Genomic DNA, 19,730 nt, shown 5'->3' with positions numbered 1-19,730 from the left:
CTTTTATTTCTTTGACGACCCTCTTAAAGTGTTGTTTAATTCTTTCATTACTTGAGCCATTATTGCAATTACCTTTGAATAATTAATTCTTCTAGGTCCAATTAAACCAATAGTACCTTTAGCACTATCACCTAGTGAATATTCTGCTGATATTACACTACAATCCTTAGCTTCTGGAATATAGTTTTCATCACCAATTTTTATAGTTATATCACTTTCTGGTTCTATAAGTTCAACGACACAATCCTTATTATGAAGAAGTGACAATATTTGTTTTGCCTTTTCTATGTCATTATACTCAGGATAATTAAATATATTTGTTGTACCCTCCATAAACACTCTAGAAGTATCATCTTCTTTTAAACACTGATAAAGCGCAGGTAGCATTGCATTGAATACTTCATCATATCCATGTAAATCTAATTTTAAGTTATTTATAACTTCTAAATTAATTTCTTCAATAGAAAGATGTACAAGTCTTTGATTTAATATTTTGTTTATACCACTTAAAACTTCTACAGATGGTGCCTCATTAACTCTTATTATTTGATTTTTAATAAGTCCTCCATCAGTAACTATAACAGCTAAAAGATTTTGATCATCCATCCTTACTATTTGAATTGATTTTAATGTACTCATGCTCATAGAAGGAGTTTTAACAACACAAGTTAAATGAGTTAATTCTGAAAGTAATTCACTTGCATTTTTAACTATTTTATTAACTTCAAGCATTGCTGAGTTTAAAACATATTCTTTTATCTTTAAGTCTTCTTCTTTACTTAGAATTGGTTTATCCATCATGCTGTCTACATATAACCTGTATCCTTTACTTGATGGTATCCTTCCTGCTGATGTATGAGGCTGTTCTAAATATCCCATCTCTTCAAGATCTGACATCTCATTTCTTATAGTTGCAGAACCTACTCCTAAGTCGTGATTTTTTGCAATTGTCCTAGAACCTACTGGTTCTCCAGTTTTAATGTAATCATTGATAATAGCTTCTAATATTTTAATTTTTCTATCATCAATAACCATACAATCACCTCTATTTGTTAGCACTCGTTAGTAGTGAGTGCTAATGACTATAGTTAAATAATATTATCGTTGAATATTTTTGTCAATTATAATAATTACCTTTAAACAGAAATTAATAGCAATATTTTTAAATTATCCTTATTTTTCTTTTATTTGCTTCAGTTTTCTAGTATTATAATATAAATTCACTCATAACCCAATTTGATACTTCAATCCCTTTATCAGTTAAATATATTCTTCCATCCTTCTCATCTAATAGACCTATTTTTTTATTTTTATTTATAATATCTCCGTATACATCATTTATATCTTTAGAAAATTTATTTTTAAATTTATCTATTGACACACCCTCTATCATTCTAAGCCCTAAAAACATAAACTCTTCCATATCTTCTTTTAAACTATTAGCTACAATACTTTCTGAAACATCTATATTACTATTTATTCTCTCTATATATTCTTTTATATTGTCTATGTTTTTTATTCTCTTTTCGTCTATAAATGAACTTGCAGATACACCAACACCTATATATTCATCTAGTTCCCAATACACTTTATTGTGTCTACACTCTCTGCCTTCTTTTGCATAATTTGAAATTTCATATTGTTTATAATTATTATCTTCTAAAATTTCTTTAGTTATTTCATACATCCTTCTCTCATCATCTTCATTCGGAACATTTAATTTATTTTCTTCATATAGTTTATAAAAATATGTCCCTTCTTCAATTATTAAGCTATATGCTGAAATATGTTCAGGATTTAATTTAATTATATCTTCTAATGTTTCTTTATAATCTTCTAAACTTTGATTTGGAAGTCCAAACATAATATCTATATTTATATTTTCTATTCCAAGTTCACGAACCCTTTTATAATTTGCCTTAAATTCTTCTATAGTATGTATTCTACCTATATTTTTTAATAAATTATTTTTGGTTGTTTGAAGTCCCATACTTATTCTGTTTATACTATTTTCTTTTATTATCTTAATCTTTTCATCACTTAATGTTCCTGGATTACACTCAATTGTTTTCTCTGCATCATCTAAAAAAGATAATTTATTTAATTCTTTAAGAAGTTTTGAAAGATTATTTTCACTTAAATATGAAGGTGTCCCACCTCCAATAAATAAAGTTTTTATTAAATATCCTTTGCATTTATTTCTTATTTCTAAAATTAATGCATCTATATAATCATTTTCTAATTCTTCTATTCCTGCATATGATTTAAAATCGCAATAAAAACATTTTTGCTTACAAAATGGTATGTGCACATATAATGAAACTTTTTTCATACTAATTCTCCTTTACAATACATTTCTTATTATTATAACAAAATATATATTTTATTTACTAAGTATAAAAGAAATAGGACTTTAATGAATTTTTTATTCATCAAAATCCTATTTTTAATAAATATTCTATAATAATGCCCTTGCCTTTTCTTCTAAATTGTCTATATCCTTTGCTTTTATTTCAGATAATGTTAACTCAGATGACTCTTTAAAATTATAGAAAAAGTTAGCAAATTCTATTTTTATAGCTCTATTTATATCAAGATCTATTGCTATTTTATCTAAAAAATCTACTTCTATATCCTCATAATTTCCATCTATTAAAGCAAGACCAACTAATTCAAAATAAACTATCTTTTTTATTCTCTCAGAACTTCTCCTTAATATAGATATTACATCGTCATAACCTAATACTAAGTCGTAATCTTCTTCAATATTTAATTCATTTTTATATTCCTTTATAAGTTTTTCTTCTTCTTTTGCGAAATTATCATCTACATTTGCAAATTGATTTACTAAATTTATAAACGCTTTAGCTTCCTCTTTATTAAATTCTTTTAAAAACATCCTTCTACCCCCTTACTTCAATTATACATTAAATATAAATTATATTCATTTATATAAGAAAAAAGTAAACTCTAAAATAATTTTAGAGTTTACTTTACTTAAATTAACTAATCTACTTTTAAAATTGACATAAATGCTTCTTGTGGTACTTCAACTGATCCAACCTGTCTCATTCTCTTCTTACCTTCTTTTTGCTTTTCAAGAAGCTTTCTCTTTCTTGAGATATCTCCACCATAACATTTAGCAAGTACGTCTTTTCTCATAGCCTTAACTGTTTCTCTAGCTATAATCTTAGCACCTATTGCAGCTTGTATTGGAACTTCGAATAATTGTCTTGGAATTATTTCTTTAAGCTTTTCTGCAATTGCTCTTCCTTTATGGTAAGCTCTTTCTCTTGGAACTATCATTGAAAGCGCATCAACTATATCACCATTTAGAAGAATATCAAGCTTACAAAGATCTGCTTTTTCATATCCTTTGAATTCATAATCTAATGATGCATATCCTCTTGTCTTTGATTTTAAAGTATCAAAGAAATCATAAACTATTTCGTTTAGAGGAATATCATAATTAATTACAGCTCTTGTTTCCTCCATATATTGCATATCAATATACTTTCCTCTTCTTTCTTGGCAAAGTTCCATAACTGCTCCTACATATTCTGTTGGAGTTATTATTGAAGCTTTAACAACTGGTTCTTCCATATAATCTATTTCGCTCATTTCTGGAAGATTTGTTGGATTTGTAATATCTAAAACTTCTCCATCAGTTTTCTTTATTTTATATATAACAGATGGCGCAGTTGTTATAATATCTAAATTAAATTCTCTTTCTATTCTTTCTTGGATTATTTCCATATGTAATAATCCTAAGAATCCACATCTAAATCCGAAACCTAAAGCTACTGAAGTTTCTGGTTCAAAATTCAATGCAGCATCATTGATTTGAAGCTTTTCTAATGATTCTTTTAATTCTTCATATTTAGCTCCATCAACTGGATAAATTCCTGAGTAAACCATAGGAATTGCTGGCTTATATCCTGGAAGTGCTTCCTCAGTTTCTCTTCCTGATTCTGTTATTGTATCCCCAACTCTTGCATCTTTTACATTTTTAATAGATGCAGTTATATAGCCAACATCTCCAGCTCTTAATTCATTTGTTGCCATAAGCTTTGGAGTAAATACCCCAACTTCTGTTACATCATATGATTTATTTGTTGCCATAAACTTAATTTTTGTTCCTGGCTTTACAACACCATCTATAATTCTTACATAACTTACAACGCCTTTATAAGTATCATAATATGAGTCAAATACTAAAGCTTTAAGTGGTGCATTTTCATCTCCGCTTGGTGCTGGAATATCACGTATAACAGCTTCTAATACATCTTCTACATTTAATCCTGTTTTAGCTGATATCATAGGTGCTTCATCAGCTGGAATTCCTATTACATCTTCTATTTCTTGTTTTATTTCATCAGGTCTTGCTGATGGAAGGTCTATTTTATTTATAACAGGAGTAATTTCTAAATCATTATCAAGTGCTAAATAACAATTTGCTAAAGTTTGAGCTTGAATACCTTGAGTTGCATCAACAACTAATACAGCTCCTTCACAAGCAGCTAAACTTCTTGATACTTCGTATGTAAAGTCTACATGCCCTGGAGTATCTATTAAATTTAATATATATTCGTCTCCATTTTCTCTTCTGTATATAAGTCTTGCAGCTTGAGACTTAATTGTTATTCCTCTTTCCTTTTCAAGTTCCATATTGTCAAGTACTTGTTCTTCCATTTCTCTCTTAGTTAAAGTACCTGTAATTTCTAACAATCTATCTGCTAATGTTGATTTACCGTGATCTATATGTGCTACTATTGAAAAATTTCTAATAAATTTTTGTCTATCATTTTTCATATATAAAACTACCCTTTCTAAAACAAAGGCAGTTATTTCACCCCCATATATTAAAGTCAAGCTAAATTATAACACACTTTGTACCTTAAGTGTCAATAATTTATGGGCTTATAACTGCTCTTTATTTATTTCTTTTGTTATAAAATTTTCGTAGTAAATTCTTCTATCATCGAAAAAATTTTTGAGAAACCATTTCCTATACTTAAAATTATGCTTTTAATACCATTTATAATTTTTGACTCTTCTTTTATTTTTATTTTTTTATTATTTAATGATACTATAAATTCTCCGTTATTTTCATAAATTTTAATGTTTGACTTGTCTTGTATAAATCCATTAAAATCTTCACCGAATTCTGAACTTACAAGTTTAAAATTATCATAAGTATTTCCTATAGGTGAAAGAGATTTTGTATTTATCATATTTATATTAACTAAACTTACAATAGTTATAAATAAAATTACTATAAAAAAACTTGTAATTAATTTAATTCTTTTTTTCTTAATTATCATAAATTCACCTCATTAAATATTTCTATTATTTAATGATGGTCAAAACCTTATATATTTATTCACTTTTTACCATTTATATACTCTGCAATTATTCTAGCTATATATTTAGCTGAATTCATAGCTTCTTGTGATGTGTTTATATTTGCTCCAACTTCTATAAGTATTGAATTACTAAAAATATCTTGGTTAAATGCTTTTACTCCATTGTTATAAATAGTTGTAGGTTTCGCAAGTCCTGGATATAGTGAGTTAGTTATTTTAGACATCTCTTTTTCAACTTTACTGTTTGCTGCATATTTAGAACTATTTTTAGAATTAACATAACTTATCTTTGCTAAACTCTCTCCATTTATAGTTGTTGTAAAAGCTTTTTTCGTTGTATCATTTGCCTTTTTCCTATCTAAACCATCTCTATGAAGGTCTATAACCAATTTAAATGTATCACCATATTTATCATAATATCTTTTTACAGTTTCTCTTGACCTTCCATAAGAATCATTATATGAATTATCATGCTTAGTTTTATCATATATAACTGATATTCCATACTTTTCTTCTAATTCTTTTGCAATTATATTTCCAACTCCCACAACATTTTGATTTGGATTATCAGTAAAATTAGAACTTTCTACATATCCTTCACTTGTATGAGTATTATAGATTAAAACTTCAGGCTTACTTTTATCTAATTCTTTTTTTAGTTTAGGATTGTAAAGATTTTTTCTTTCACTATCTGTATAACGGGATATAGACTCTGAATCTAATTCAAATGGTTTGTACTCAACAAGTTCTCCGCTACTATGACCTTCTAATTCTTCATCTTTAAATATAGGAACTTCATTCATAACAATCTTTAAAGGACTAATATTTTTAAGACCAACAGCCTCTAAGCAAATATTTTTTATCGAAAAATTATTTTCATAATATTCATCTTTATTATATACTTGGTTCTCTACAATTGGCATTGTAAAGTTAAGTAATTGAACATATGCAAGACCTCCTCTTTCATCATTATTAGATAAAATATATATACACCTTGCAAAAAATAAAACTATAAGGGCAAGTACTACAAATATCCCAATATCCATATTTCCCTTTTTATTTCTATTATACTTATTTCCTCTCACTAAAAATCCCCTCCTATAATTATATATATATGAGGGGTTTTACATAATTATTATTTAATTTTTAATTAAAAATACGAGAATTATATTCTGATCTTTTTATTCTATCTAAATTACATTATATATTTTAAAATTTAATTCATAAACTTATTTATATCTTCCATTTCTAAATTTGGTTGAATTGCAATGTTTATTGCATTAGAAATTATCTTTGATAAAGAGTCTATAACTAAATCAACTTCTTTTGGAGTAACCATTAAATCCCCAACATAAGGATTAAGAAGTTCTTTTATAAGTGCACTCTTTTCATTTTTATCTATATTTTTTATCATTTTATAAAAATCTGATCCTTCTTCTGATTGACTTATTAATTCATCAATTACTAAATCTATACTATCATTTGCAATAGTTGCTGCATCAACCACTGTTGGAACTCCAATTGCAATAACTTTAATTCCTAGTGTTTCTTCATTAATTTTCATTCTATGATTATTAACTCCAGCACCTGGTGAAATTCCTGTATCGCTAATTTGTATAGTTCTATTTACTCTTTGAATTCTTCTTGATGCTAATGCATCAATACATATAACCATATCAGGTTTAATTTTATCTACTAAAGCTTTTATTACTTCCCCAGTTTCTATTCCTGTAATTCCAAGAACACCTGGTGCTATAGCACATACTGGTCTTATTGAATCATCAATAGTATCTGGCATTACTTCTTTTAGATGTCTTGTTATCATTATTTTATCAACAACCTTTGGACCTAATGCATCCGGTGTTACTTTTCTATTTCCAAGACCAACTACTAAAACTAATTTATCTTCACTTAATCCAACAAGATCTTTTAAACTAATTCCAACTGCCTTTGATAAATCATCCATTAATTCTCCATCATATACAGTATGCTCTGGAATATCTATAGTAATATAATTACCTATAGGTTTACCAAGTTTTTTTGCACCCTCTTCACTTTCTATTTTTACTTTAGTTACTTTGCTGTCATTAATTATTTCTTCTTCTACAATTACTCCATCTATTTCATTTTTATGTTCTTTTGCATAATGCTCTTTTGCCTCTATTGCAAGGTCTGTTCTAAAGTTTAACATACTCTCACCTCTTAAAAATTTATGTATTCTAAATTATTTTTCCTTTTTGTTTAAATTTAATACTTGAATATAATAAACTTCAATGCTATAATATGGTTTGTTGAATGTAAACTCGTACGCAGATTCCCCAGAAACTGCAGAGAGGCCCTATAAAATTTAGAGGGGGTGAAAAGTAATGGCAAACATAAAATCAGCTAAAAAAAGAATTAAAGTTACTCAAACTAAAACTTTAAATAATAGAATGGTTAAATCAGCTTTAAAAACTGCTATAAAGAAGTTCGAAGCTGCTGTTGAAGCTAAAAATGCTGAAGAAGCAAACGCTTTATTAGTTAAAGCTACTAAGTCACTAGATATGGCTGCTTCTAAGGGAGTTCTACACAAGAACACAGTAGCTAGAAAGAAATCAAGATTAGCTGCAAAGTTAAATGCTATGGCATAGTAACATAAACCGACCTTTTTAGGTCGGTTATTTACTTTATTTAAATATTGTAAAATAACATAAAACTCACCTAAATATTTAGGTGAGTTTTCTTTATTTCTTTACCATTGCAATTGATAGAAGGAAAATTTCTAATTCTCCTTTTTTATCTATAGTACTACTTTTTAATTTATTTTCTGTTTCAATACATAATCTTAATATTTTTTCTAGTTGTTTTAAAGAAAATTTCTTACTTTGTTGTATTAGTTTCTCAACAACAAATTGTGGTATTCTAAATTCTTTCATAAAATCTTGTACATTCTTACCTTTTAAAAGTCCAATTTTTATATCATATAGTCTTTTAAACTGATTTTCTATAGTTATTATTATTAACATGTGTTGCTCTGCTTTAAATAAAAGTTCATTTAAAATATCAACTGCTTTTTCTATTTTCCTTTGTGATATTAGATCTACTAAATCAAAAACATCATCTTCACTTTTATTTGGGATTAAAAGATCTATATCTTTTTTATCTATTTCACGCCCTAATGTATAATCTGATATCTTTTCCACTTCTTTTCTTGCTATATGAAGATTCATAGGAAGTTTTTCACAAAAATATCTAAGTTGTACTTTATTTATACTTCTATTATTTTCTTTAAACATTAATTCAACTCTTTTATAAAATCCATCACGTTTTAATTTATCAACTTGAACTACTGTAGTTAACTTATCAAGCCCCATTATATTTTTATTCTTTTTAGCAGTATCCCTTTTATCTTTAAAAACATAATACATAATAAGTATTGTTTGTTCTGGCATGTCTTTTAGATATTCTTTCATTTCCTTATAAAAACTTTTACTTTGAGCATCTAATTTATCATTTAAAAATGCACATCTATAAATTAAAACTACCTTCTTTTCTGCCATAAAAGGTAATGTTTCACAAGCATTCATAACCTCATCAAAGGTACACTGTACCCCATCAAACTTTATAAAATTTAAATCCATAAGACTATCATCTATATAAGGCTTTATTAATTTCCCTATACTTTCTTTTATAAGTTCTTCATCTGGGCCACAAAATACATACGAATTTTTAATTTTTTTTAATTTTATGTCCTTCTCTAATGTTTCATAATTAATCAAAGCAATCACCTTTCGATTCTGTTTTACTTATACAACAGATTTTTACCTATTATTATAATTTCATTTACATCCTTATCTTTGAAATTTATTATACCATATTCTGATTCATTTTTTGATTTACTACTTATGTTTAAATTATATTTATTTCCGTATAAATAAAGAATATACTCACTATCTTCTTTTTTTAAATAACATTCATCTTTAATATTAATCTTTCTAAATTCGTTAATACCTTCATCTGCATTAGTTTTACTTTTTAAATTCTCTATATTACTTTTTTTGTTTGATACTACTATCCTATCCCCTCTATAAGATAAAAGTAACGCTCCTTCTTTTTTATAAATTATTTTTGGATTTATACTATATAAATTAATCATAATAAAAATAATATAGGCTAAAGGAATCATTACTCCCTTTTTTACTCCTCTTTTATATAAATAAAATGCAATTAATAAAGTTATATAAAAGTATCCATAGCTCTCATTTAAATACATTAAAGATGGTGTTAATTCTTTTAGACCATACATAATATTATCTAAAAAATCTATACTATTTAATATTAAAAAACTAAAAAAATCAAATAAAAATTGTATCTTAATACTTAAAATAAGTATTATCCCAAGCACTAATATAGCATTTATAATAGGAATTAAAATTAGATTACCAATTATAGAACTTATAGATAATTCATTAAAGAATATTATTAATAAAGGTATAGTAAAAATTTGAGCTGATAATGATATGCTTACCCCTTCTCTTAAGTATTTAGGTAGTTTATATAATTTTCTATTTAATTCTTTATTAAATAATATTATTCCAAGAGTTGCTCCAAAAGATAATAAAAATCCTAATGTAAATACTGAATATGGCGCAATAAAGAATATGATTATAGCACTTAAAGATAGTCCTCCAAGAGAATTATACCGTTTCTTAACCATAACCCCTAGATTAGCACAAAACAGCATTATAAATGCCCTAAGACTTGAGAAAGCTACCCCTGTCATAATTACATATATAAACGTTATAAATAGTGATACCTTTTCTCTAAATAACTTTTTAAATATTAAAAATACTATCCCTACATGAAGACCTGATACGCTTAATGCATGTATAACTCCAAAATTTTTCATATCATATTCATCTTCACTATCTAGAGCATCATCTCTTCCAAATGTAATAGATGTGACTAGCGATGCTTTTCTAAAACCTATATTTTCTTCTAACTTCTTTTTAAAGGTATCTTTTATTTTAGATAGTTTCGTGTATATACTTTTACTATTAACGTTTCCTTCTTTTATTTTATACTCTCCAATAATTCCAGTTTCTTTATCTACATTTCTCTTAAATTCACCTTTTAAAATTACTTCTTCCCCTTCTTTAAAATCTTTTAAATTTCCATTTAAAAATATTTTTCTTGAATTTATGCTTCCTATTCCTCCATAAGAGTATTTTCTTTCGATTAAAACTTTCTCAGTACTATTAACTTTTATATTATAAAAATTAATATTAATACATATTCCAACTATAAAAATTACAAATATAAATATTAAAAACTCTATATTTTCTTTTAATAATACCCATAAAAATAAAAAGCTAGCTATAATAAAAGCTAGCCATAAATCACTATTTAAATATCTATAAAATAAACTACTTATAAGAAAAGTTACTGCTATATATAAAATAGGTAATTTAACTTTTCCTAAATTTCTAAATGACATACTTTTCACCTCATTGCTTAAAGTATTGCCAAAATTGTCCTTATTATATACTTATTATTTAGTCTTTGGTTTAAAAATTAATGCCATTATATACCCAAAGAAGATAGATGCTGTAATTCCTCCAGCGGCTCCTTTTATCCCTCCAGTAAACGCACCTATAAGTCCTGTTTCCCTTACTTCTTTTATTGCTGATTTAGCCAATAAATTTCCAAAGCCTGGTAGAGGTACAGTTGCACCTCCACCTGCAAATTCAACAAGCTTATCATAAATTCCAAATGCTCCAAGTATAACACCTAAAGTTACAAATAAAACTAGTATTCTTCCTGGAGTTAAATTTGTTTTATCCATTAAAATCTGTGCAATAACACATATAAGCCCTCCAACTATAAAAGCTCTTATATATTCCATATACATATTCTCTTCTCCTCCTATTCCATTTCAATTGCTACAGCATGAGCTATTCCTGGTATACTTTCTCCTTGAAGAGAAGATGTAGGACTCATAAGTGCTCCTGTTGATATTATAAGGGCACTTTTTATTTCTTTTCTCATCATCTTCTTATATACATATCCTGCGCTTACAACAGCTGAACATCCACAGCCACTTCCGCCTGAGCCAGTTCCTTGAGTTTCATTATCAAATATAATATCCCCACAATCTACATGATTTGCTTTAATATCATATCCATATTCTAATATAAGCTTATCAGTTATACTCTTACCAACTTTACCAAGGTCTCCTGTTGTAATTATGTCGTAATATTCTGGATTTCTTCCAGTATCTTTAAAATGTTTATATAGTGTATCTACAGCAGCAGGCGCCATAGCTGCTCCCATATTATTAGCATCTTTAATTCCATAGTCTTTTACAATTCCAGTTGTAACATAAGTAATCTTTGGAAAATTCTCTTTGTATCCTAAAAGCATAGCTCCAGAACCAGTTACTGTCCATTGTGCCGTAGCACTTCTTTGAGACCCATATTCTAATGGAAATCTAAATTGTCTCTCTGCTGCACTAAAATGTGATGATGTTGAAGCTATTGCATAATTAGCAAAGCCTCCATCCATTATAAGTGCTGCAAGCCCTAATGACTCAGACATTGTAGAACATGCTCCATATAGTCCAAAGAATGGTATTTCAAGTTGCCTTGCAGCAAAACCTGATGAGATTATTTGGTTTAATAAATCTCCAGCAAATAAATAGTTTATATCAGCAGGAGTTAAATTTGCTCTTTGTATACAACTTGTTATTGCTGTATGCATCATTTCACTTTCTGCTTTTTCAAAACTATCTTGACCACATGTATCATCACTTAACACTTCATCAAAATATGATTTTAAAGGTCCTTCTCCTTCTTTTGGACCTACTACTGAATAAGTCGCAATTATACTTGGTGGATTTTTTAACTTTATTGTTTGTTTACCTACTCTTTTTACCTTTTCCAAAACGCATTCCACTCCAATTCCTTAGTAATATAAAATTTATTAGATTATAAATAGGTAATAAATAATACCTACTATTACAGAACTTCCTATTCCATATACTAATACTGGCCCTGCTATTGTAAACATCTTAGCTGCAACACCAAATACAAAACCTTCTGTTTTAAATTCAATAGCTGGTGCAACTATTGCATTTGAGAAACCTGTTATAGGAACTACAGTACCTGCTCCTGCATAATTTGCAATTTTATCGTAGATTCCAATGCCAGTTAAAAGTGCACCTAAAAATACTAATATAATTGATGTTATTATTCCAGCTTCGTTTTGCTCAATTCCAAATGAAGCTAAAACATTTAATATAAGTTCTCCTATATCACATATTAATCCACCAACCAAAAATGCTCTAATACAATTTTTTAACAGTTGTGGTTTAGGTTCACTTTCAGTTGCAAGATTATCAAACTTTTGTCTTATATATTTTTCTTTTGGTTTTTTTACTCTCACAATAAAAATCTCCTTTCATTATTAATATTTTTATTATTTGTAGAATTTTAAATATAACACTGGAAAATATATCCTAAGTGAATAAAAAAAAAGATAGCTTCTATGAGTAGAAGCTATCTTTTAAAAATATAAAATTATTGTTCCATAAACATTTTCATATCATCTTCAACATTTGTTATTCCACCGATACCAAAGTTTTCAACTAATACTTTAGTAACATTTGGTGATAAGAATGCTGGAAGTGTTGGTCCTAAGTGAATATTCTTAACGCCTAAGTGTAATAATGAAAGTAATACTATTACAGCTTTTTGTTCATACCATGCAATGTTATAGCTTATTGGTAATTCATTTACACTATCAACTTTGAATACTTCAGCAAGTTTTAATGCAATTACTACTAATGAGTATGAGTCATTACATTGTCCTGCATCTAAAACTCTTGGAATTCCACCAATATCACCTAAATCTAATTTGTTATATTTATATTTAGCACATCCTGCTGTTAAAATTACAGTATCTTTTGGAAGTTTCTTTGCAAAATCTGTGTAGTAATTTCTTGATTTCATTCTTCCATCACAACCTGCCATAACGAAGAATCTCTTTATAGCTCCAGTTTTTACTGCATCAACAACTTTATCAGCTAATGTTAATACTTGATTATGTGCAAATCCTCCAACTATTTCTCCTTTTTCTATTTCAGTTGGTGCATTACATTTTTTAGCTAACTTTATAATTTCACTAAAATCTTTTTCTCCATCTTTATTAGCATTTATATGCTTACATCCTGGAACTCCAGTTGCACCTGTTGTAAATAATCTATCTTTATATGAATCTTTAGGTAATACTACACAGTTAGTTGTCATAAGTATTGGTCCATTAAATGATTCAAATTCTTTATCTTGTAACCACCATGCATTACCGTAGTTTCCTGCAAAGTGTTTATATTTCTTAAATGTTGGATAGTATTGTCCTGCAAGCATTTCTCCGTGAGTATATACGTCAACGCCTGTTCCTTCTGTTTGTTTTAATAACATTTCTAAATCTCTAAGATCGTGTCCTGATATTAAAATTCCTGGATTTTTTCTAACTCCAATATCAACTTTTGTAATTTCTGGATGTCCATAGCTTTCAGTATTAGCTTTATCTAATAAAGCCATTCCATCTACCCCATATTTACCAGCTTCTAATGCAAGACCTACATAATCATCTACTGTTAATTTATCATCTAAAGTCTTTTCTAGAGCCTTTGCTATAAATCCATGTATTTCTCTATCGTTATATCCTAAGTTCATAGCATGCTTCATATATGCTGATAATCCTTTTAATCCATACATTATAAGCTCTCTTAAACTTCTTATATCTTCATCTTCTGTTGATAAAACACCAACTTTTGATGCTTTTTCAAGAAGTTTTACTTCTTCACTTGCGCTAAAAAGAACTGAATCATTTATTATTACTTCTTCTTTTTGCATGTTAAATAACTTTCTTAAGAATCCTCCGTGGAAAACAACTTCTCCAAGTTTTCCTCCCTTATTTACAACTTTATTTTTTAAAGCTTCTCTTAGTCTTAAAGTTTCTCTAACTCTATCTAATATCATTTCTTTATCAAAATTTGCATTTGTAATTGTTGTAAATAAATTTTCTATTATATACTTATCAACCGAATCGTCGATTACGCCTACTTTTCTTCCAGCATTGCTTACTATAGCTAGTCCCTTTGTAACGTATAGTAAAATATCTTGTGCTTTTGCTACTTCTTCAGTCTTTCCGCAAACACCTCTTACAGTACAGCCTTTACATCCTGCTGCTTCTTGACATTGAAAACAAAACATTCCCATTAAAATTTCCTCCTTAAATTTATATACGATATATGTATAAGTTCGTTTTTCCTTTTCGCAATTCAAAGTATACTAAATTACTCATATATAAATCTGTAACAAAAGTTACAAAGAAGTATTATATTAAAAAAAGTTGCTAAAAAGTATTCTTTAAAGCAACTTTGAATATTATTCTTTTAACTTTTCTCTCATTTTAAGAAGTACTTTCTTCTCTATTCTAGATACTTGAACTTGACTTATTCCAAGCATCTTAGCTACTTGTACTTGTGTTTTATCTTTAAAATATCTAAGCATTATAATCTGCCTAGCTTTTAAATCTAACGTACCTATAGCTTCCTTTAGCGCTATCCTATCTATCATAGCACTATCATCTTCTCCACCCTTTTGGCTTATTTTATCTATAAGTAATACTGGCGAACCATCATCTTGATGAATTGTGTCATAAAGATATTGCATACTAGATGCTGATTCAATTGCAATTAAAATGTCTTCTTTATTCACTCCTGAATACTCTGAAAGTTCGTCTATTGTTGGATCTCTATCTAATTTTTTTGTAAGTTCTTCCTTACAGTAATGAATTTTTCTTGCAAGAGTTTTTAAGTTACGACTTACCTTTATCATACCATCATCTCTTAAAAATCTTTTTATTTCTCCTATAATCATAGGCACTGCATAAGTAGAGAACTTAACATTAAATGATGGATCAAAATTATTTATAGCTTTGACTAATCCAATTGAACCAATTTGATAAATATCCTCATATTCATACCCTCTATTTAAAAACTTTTTGCTTATAGATGATACTAAAGCCAAATTCATTTCAATAAGTCTATCTAATGCTTTCTGATCACCTTTTTTTGCTAAAGTTAAGAGTTCAGAATTATGGTCATAATTATATTCCTCTCTTTTTAAATTCTCATTATCCATACTATTTCCCCTAACTTACTCTGCACTAAAATTTTTCTTTATAACCACCCTTGTACCTTTTCCTTCTTCACTATATACTTCTAGGCTATCCATAAAACTTTCCATAACAGTAAAGCCCATTCCAGATCTTTCAAGGTCAGGTCTTGATGTATATAAAGGTTCTTTTGCTTGTTCTATATCTTTTATACCTTTTCCAAAGTCTGATATTACGATTTCAACTTCTTTTCCTTTAATTTTAGCATCTATTTTTACTATTCCATCCTCACTATTTTCATAACCATGAATTATTGAATTAGTAACCCCTTCTGAAACTGCTGTTTTAACATCAGTTATTTCCTCAATTGTTGGATCTAACTGTGAAACAAAAGCTGCAATCGCAACTCTTGCAAAAGCCTCATTTTGAGATTTACTTAAGAATTCAATACTTATTTTATTATCATACATGAAAACCCCTCCATTTAAATGCACCTTACTGCCTCATCCACATTATCAAATTTTTTTATAATCTTAAATAGTCCTGATAATTCAAAAACCCTATTTACACTGCAATTAACATCTGCAACACAAATTTTTCCACCCTTTGCTGATACCTTTTTATACCTACCAACTACAGCACCAATTCCTGAACTATCCATAAACGTTACTTTACTAAAATCTAAAATAACTTTTGTTATGTTATCTCTTTCTATTCTATCATCAATTTTAACCCTAACTTCTTCAGCACTATGATGATCTAATTCGCCAATTAAATGTACAATTAAACTATCTAAACTTTTATCAAACTTAAGATACATATAGTTTACCCTAAAGGCTCCTTTAGAGTAATTCACCTCCCCTAAATTTTTTCTGTTCTTTTCTTCCATATTTTAACATATATTTATAATTTAAGTCAATCCAAATTATATAAATAATAAAAAGGTATTATGAATACACATAATACCTTCCCTAATTACTCTTTGTATTTTTTAATCTCTTCTTGAATTAAAGAATAAAATTTCTCTACACTTTCATCCTCATCTAAAATTAAAGTTTCTATAGCATCTTCTAAGTTACTCATTACATAAATATGAAAATCACCTTTTTTTACTGCATCTTCTATTTCTGGTTTCAATATAAGCTCATCTTTATTAGTAGCTGGTATCAAAACTCCTTTGCCCTTATAACTAGTAACTGATTTGCATACATTGAAAAATCCTTCAATTTTTTCATTTACTCCACCTATTGGTTGTACTTCACCAAATTGATTAAGTGATCCTGTAACTGCAATATTTTGTTTTATTCCCTTTTTGCTTATTGCAGATAACATAACGACCATTTCCGCAACAGATGCACTATCACCTTCAATTAATCCATAGCTTTGTTCAAAGCTTACATGGAGATCTATTGGAAGGCTCGTATATTTTGATATTTTAGAACTTAAAAGAGACTTTAATATTTTTATTGATTTTTCATGTATTTTGCCGCTTAACTTTGCCTCTTTATGAATATCAATAACTTCACCACTTCCTTTAATAGCTACACAAGTTATTCTAAGTGGTTTTCCAAATCTATACGTTCCTGTATCTAAAACCGCAAGACCATTTATATTACCTATAACTTTTCCTTCTGTATTTATAAATATTTTATTATCTTTATACATACCTAAATATTCATCTTCTATATCTTCTTCTTTGTATAGTATATCTTCTATATCTTTTTTAGTAACTATATTGCTATTATTTTCTTTTGCTATAATATCTGCTTTAACTAATATATTTTCTATTTTATTATAATCAACGCTTATCTTTTCCCTATTTGATACTTCTCTAACTAAAAATCTTATTATAGATTTAATTCCGTCTTCTTCTACATTTAAAAGCTTCATATCTTTAATTTTATCTAATATAAAATTTCTCATTAATTTATATACATCATCAGATTTTCTTATTTCCTCTTTTACTTCACACTTTAATGGGAATAGTGTTTTAAACTCTTCATCATTAGAGTATAGTATATTGTAGCTTTCATAGTCTCCAATGAGTATTACTTTCACATCAATAGGTATAGCTTCTGGCTTTAAACCATTTATTGATACTAGTTCTAAACAATTTCTATTACTATCAAAACAAACTTTACCTGATATAAGTGCCTTCTTTAAATAATAATAGCTATTTACATTAGATATAAGTCTTGATAGTCTTATAATTAAGCATCCACCATTAGCCTCTAAAAGAGAACCTGGATTAATCAATGAAAGGTCAGTTATATAATTACCATTTTGACTTTCATATTCTATATTTCCAAGAAGATTTATACTATTTGGATCATCCTCATAAATTACAGGTGGACATTTTTTTTCAGAATTGTCAATTAAAACTTCAATATCATATTTTGAAAGAATATCTTCTATCTTTGCTTCTTCATCTTCTATATCTATATTGTAGTTTTCTATTAAATCATTTTCTATATTAAAATATAAATTTTCTAAATAATTATAAGCATCATCATCTGCTATAAATTCTAATAATAAATCATCTTTAGTATTTTCCATACTTTCTTCTAAATATTTTTTTAATATATCCTTTAATTTTTCAATTGAACTAACTTCTAACTCTTTTAAATCCTCTAATATTACTTCTGCTTTTTTCTTAAGTTTATTTGCTTTTTGAAGAATTACATCTCTATCTTCTCTCTCTAAACAGTCGTATTCTTTTTCAGTCATTATTTCTCCTTCTTTTAAGGGGATAAATGCAAATCCACCACCAGTTGCTTTTACATCAAACCCTTCGACTTTTGACATATCAACTAGTTCTCCTATATATTTATTTCTCTGAAGATGTATTTCTTCTATTATATTATCTTTCTCATCATCAGATGAAACATTTAAAAAGTCTAAAAAACTTATTGTATAATCTTCTTTTAATTTTTTTATACCTTTTTTTAATAGATTACCTTTTCCTGAAGTTAAAAATATAGGAAACGGTTTTTTACAATCTCCAAGAGTTGCATAACATATATCTGAAGGAGGTTTTAAAGACTTGTATTCATTTTTAACTAGATCAACTAACCCATCTATTTTATCATTTGAAAACGAATCTATAACATATAAGTTATATCCACTTCTTTTTATTTTAAGTGCTCTTTTAATTTCTTTATATGGGTTTATCATTTCTTTAATATCAACATAATTTATACTTTTACCTTCATCACTATACTCGATATTGTAGATTATCTCATTTAAAGTTAATTCTCTCTTCATACAATGCTCCTCTAAGCTTATTTTTAAATTTACTTAGTTAACCCTCCTTATTCATAATTTTATATAATATATTAATATTCGAATAACTCCATTTTAGATATAGTTTTTTTAATTTATATAAAAATAAAAAAACCTAAGGGACTTATCTCCCTTAGGTTTTTTATTTATATATTAATAATCGCTAGTTGAAACTTTTCCTTCACAAATTTCAATTGAAGCTGATGCACCAATTCTTGATGCTCCATTTTTTATCATAATTTCAGCATCTTCTATTGATCTTACTCCACCTGAAGCCTTAACTCCCATATCGTTTCCAACAGTTTCTCTCATAAGCTTTATATCTTCACCTGTAGCTCCACCTGTTGAGAATCCAGTTGAAGTTTTAACAAAATCTGCTCCTGCTTCTTTTGCTAATTTACAAGCTATAACTTTTTCTTCATTAGTTAAAAGACATGTTTCTATTATAACTTTTGATAAAGCTTTTCCTTTTGCAGCATCTGCAACAGCTTGTATATCTTTCTTTACAAAGTCATAATCTTTATCTTTAAGCTTTCCTATATTTATTACCATATCAACTTCAGTTGCTCCATTTTTAATAGCATCTTCAGTTTCAAAAACTTTAACTGCTGTAGTTGTAGCCCCTAAAGGGAATCCTATAACTGTACATACCTTTACATCGCTATCTTTAAGCATTGAATAACATTCTGCTACTCTTGATGGATTAACACAAACTGAAGCAAAATTATAATCTAAAGCTTCCTTACATAATTTTTCTATAGATGCTTTTGTTGCATCAGGTTTTAACATAGTATGATCTATCATTTTTGCTAATTCATTTTTTTGCATTTTTTTGCACTCCTTTACATACTGTCTTTAAGATGATTATAGAACTATTATGTATATGTTGTCAAACAGCATTTGTCGTATTTTATCTAAATA

The 19,730-nt window shown here is 27.6% G+C and carries 19 protein-coding genes; 1 reads left to right on the top strand and 18 read right to left on the bottom strand.

Translation table 11 applies throughout. The features are described 5' to 3' along the window. Positions 1 to 3 precede the first annotated feature (3 nt). The 7 genes from hrcA to gpr form a co-directional block, all read right to left on the bottom strand. Positions 4 to 1,035 carry a heat-inducible transcriptional repressor HrcA gene (gene hrcA / locus ACZ5TJ_RS05655; RefSeq protein WP_464201887.1) on the bottom strand — a complete coding sequence of 344 codons (1,032 nt, stop codon included), beginning with the start codon at positions 1,033 to 1,035 and terminating at the stop codon, positions 4 to 6. 172 nt (positions 1,036 to 1,207) lie between these two features. Next, positions 1,208 to 2,332: a radical SAM family heme chaperone HemW gene (gene hemW, locus ACZ5TJ_RS05650; RefSeq protein WP_464201886.1), complete on the bottom strand. Its 1,125-nt coding sequence runs from the start codon at positions 2,330 to 2,332 to the stop codon at positions 1,208 to 1,210. Positions 2,333 to 2,458: 126 nt separating this feature from the next. Then, positions 2,459 to 2,899, bottom strand: coding sequence for a hypothetical protein (locus ACZ5TJ_RS05645; protein WP_464201884.1), 441 nt, complete (start codon positions 2,897 to 2,899; stop codon positions 2,459 to 2,461). 107 nt (positions 2,900 to 3,006) lie between these two features. Then, entirely contained in the window at positions 3,007 to 4,812 is a 1,806-nt protein-coding gene (lepA, locus tag ACZ5TJ_RS05640) for a translation elongation factor 4 (RefSeq protein WP_045726220.1), read from the bottom strand. A gap of 137 nt (positions 4,813 to 4,949) precedes the next feature. Further along, positions 4,950 to 5,324, bottom strand: a complete 375-nt coding sequence (locus ACZ5TJ_RS05635) for a hypothetical protein (protein WP_464201881.1) — start codon at positions 5,322 to 5,324, stop codon at positions 4,950 to 4,952. A gap of 59 nt (positions 5,325 to 5,383) precedes the next feature. Next, positions 5,384 to 6,451: a stage II sporulation protein P gene (locus ACZ5TJ_RS05630; RefSeq protein WP_464201879.1), complete on the bottom strand. Its 1,068-nt coding sequence runs from the start codon at positions 6,449 to 6,451 to the stop codon at positions 5,384 to 5,386. A 131-nt stretch (positions 6,452 to 6,582) separates the two neighbouring features. After that, entirely contained in the window at positions 6,583 to 7,557 is a 975-nt protein-coding gene (gpr, locus tag ACZ5TJ_RS05625; RefSeq protein WP_464201877.1) for a GPR endopeptidase, read from the bottom strand. Positions 7,558 to 7,732: 175 nt separating this feature from the next. Between gpr and rpsT the strand changes: the two genes are divergently transcribed. Next, complete coding sequence (gene rpsT / locus ACZ5TJ_RS05620) at positions 7,733 to 7,996, top strand: 30S ribosomal protein S20 (protein WP_039310592.1); 264 nt, start codon at positions 7,733 to 7,735, stop codon at positions 7,994 to 7,996. 93 nt (positions 7,997 to 8,089) lie between these two features. On the opposite strand, the gene holA is transcribed toward rpsT, so the two are convergent. From holA to deoC, 11 genes are all read right to left on the bottom strand, one after another. Continuing rightward, positions 8,090 to 9,124 carry a DNA polymerase III subunit delta gene (holA, locus tag ACZ5TJ_RS05615; protein ID WP_464201874.1) on the bottom strand — a complete coding sequence of 345 codons (1,035 nt, stop codon included), beginning with the start codon at positions 9,122 to 9,124 and terminating at the stop codon, positions 8,090 to 8,092. Between the two features lie 23 nt (positions 9,125 to 9,147). After that, a complete protein-coding gene (locus ACZ5TJ_RS05610; protein WP_464201872.1) occupies positions 9,148 to 10,842 on the bottom strand; it encodes a ComEC/Rec2 family competence protein in 1,695 nt (564 codons plus the stop codon). A 54-nt stretch (positions 10,843 to 10,896) separates the two neighbouring features. Further along, the gene (gene spoVAE, locus ACZ5TJ_RS05605) at positions 10,897 to 11,250 is read right to left on the bottom strand and encodes a stage V sporulation protein AE (RefSeq protein WP_464202281.1); all 354 of its coding nucleotides are present in this window, start codon (positions 11,248 to 11,250) and stop codon (positions 10,897 to 10,899) included. 20 nt (positions 11,251 to 11,270) lie between these two features. Then, positions 11,271 to 12,287: a stage V sporulation protein AD gene (gene spoVAD / locus ACZ5TJ_RS05600; protein WP_464201870.1), complete on the bottom strand. Its 1,017-nt coding sequence runs from the start codon at positions 12,285 to 12,287 to the stop codon at positions 11,271 to 11,273. 39 nt (positions 12,288 to 12,326) lie between these two features. Continuing rightward, a complete protein-coding gene (gene spoVAC, locus ACZ5TJ_RS05595; protein WP_464202280.1) occupies positions 12,327 to 12,791 on the bottom strand; it encodes a stage V sporulation protein AC in 465 nt (154 codons plus the stop codon). 131 nt (positions 12,792 to 12,922) lie between these two features. Continuing rightward, positions 12,923 to 14,626, bottom strand: coding sequence for a hydroxylamine reductase (gene hcp, locus ACZ5TJ_RS05590; RefSeq protein ID WP_464201868.1), 1,704 nt, complete (start codon positions 14,624 to 14,626; stop codon positions 12,923 to 12,925). Positions 14,627 to 14,794: 168 nt separating this feature from the next. Continuing rightward, positions 14,795 to 15,553, bottom strand: coding sequence for an RNA polymerase sporulation sigma factor SigF (gene sigF, locus ACZ5TJ_RS05585; RefSeq protein WP_055205940.1), 759 nt, complete (start codon positions 15,551 to 15,553; stop codon positions 14,795 to 14,797). A gap of 15 nt (positions 15,554 to 15,568) precedes the next feature. Continuing rightward, the gene (gene spoIIAB / locus ACZ5TJ_RS05580) at positions 15,569 to 15,997 is read right to left on the bottom strand and encodes an anti-sigma F factor (protein WP_464201865.1); all 429 of its coding nucleotides are present in this window, start codon (positions 15,995 to 15,997) and stop codon (positions 15,569 to 15,571) included. 14 nt (positions 15,998 to 16,011) lie between these two features. Continuing rightward, positions 16,012 to 16,347, bottom strand: a complete 336-nt coding sequence (gene spoIIAA, locus ACZ5TJ_RS05575; protein ID WP_464201863.1) for an anti-sigma F factor antagonist — start codon at positions 16,345 to 16,347, stop codon at positions 16,012 to 16,014. Between the two features lie 155 nt (positions 16,348 to 16,502). Further along, complete coding sequence (locus tag ACZ5TJ_RS05570) at positions 16,503 to 18,791, bottom strand: AAA family ATPase (RefSeq protein ID WP_464201861.1); 2,289 nt, start codon at positions 18,789 to 18,791, stop codon at positions 16,503 to 16,505. 171 nt (positions 18,792 to 18,962) lie between these two features. Further along, entirely contained in the window at positions 18,963 to 19,637 is a 675-nt protein-coding gene (gene deoC / locus ACZ5TJ_RS05565; protein WP_464201859.1) for a deoxyribose-phosphate aldolase, read from the bottom strand. Positions 19,638 to 19,730 lie beyond the last annotated feature (93 nt).

The sequence above is a fragment of the Clostridium budayi genome, assembly GCF_055396605.1.
Note: the sequence above shows the minus strand (reverse complement) of the source record. Positions and strands in the feature narration are given on the sequence as shown.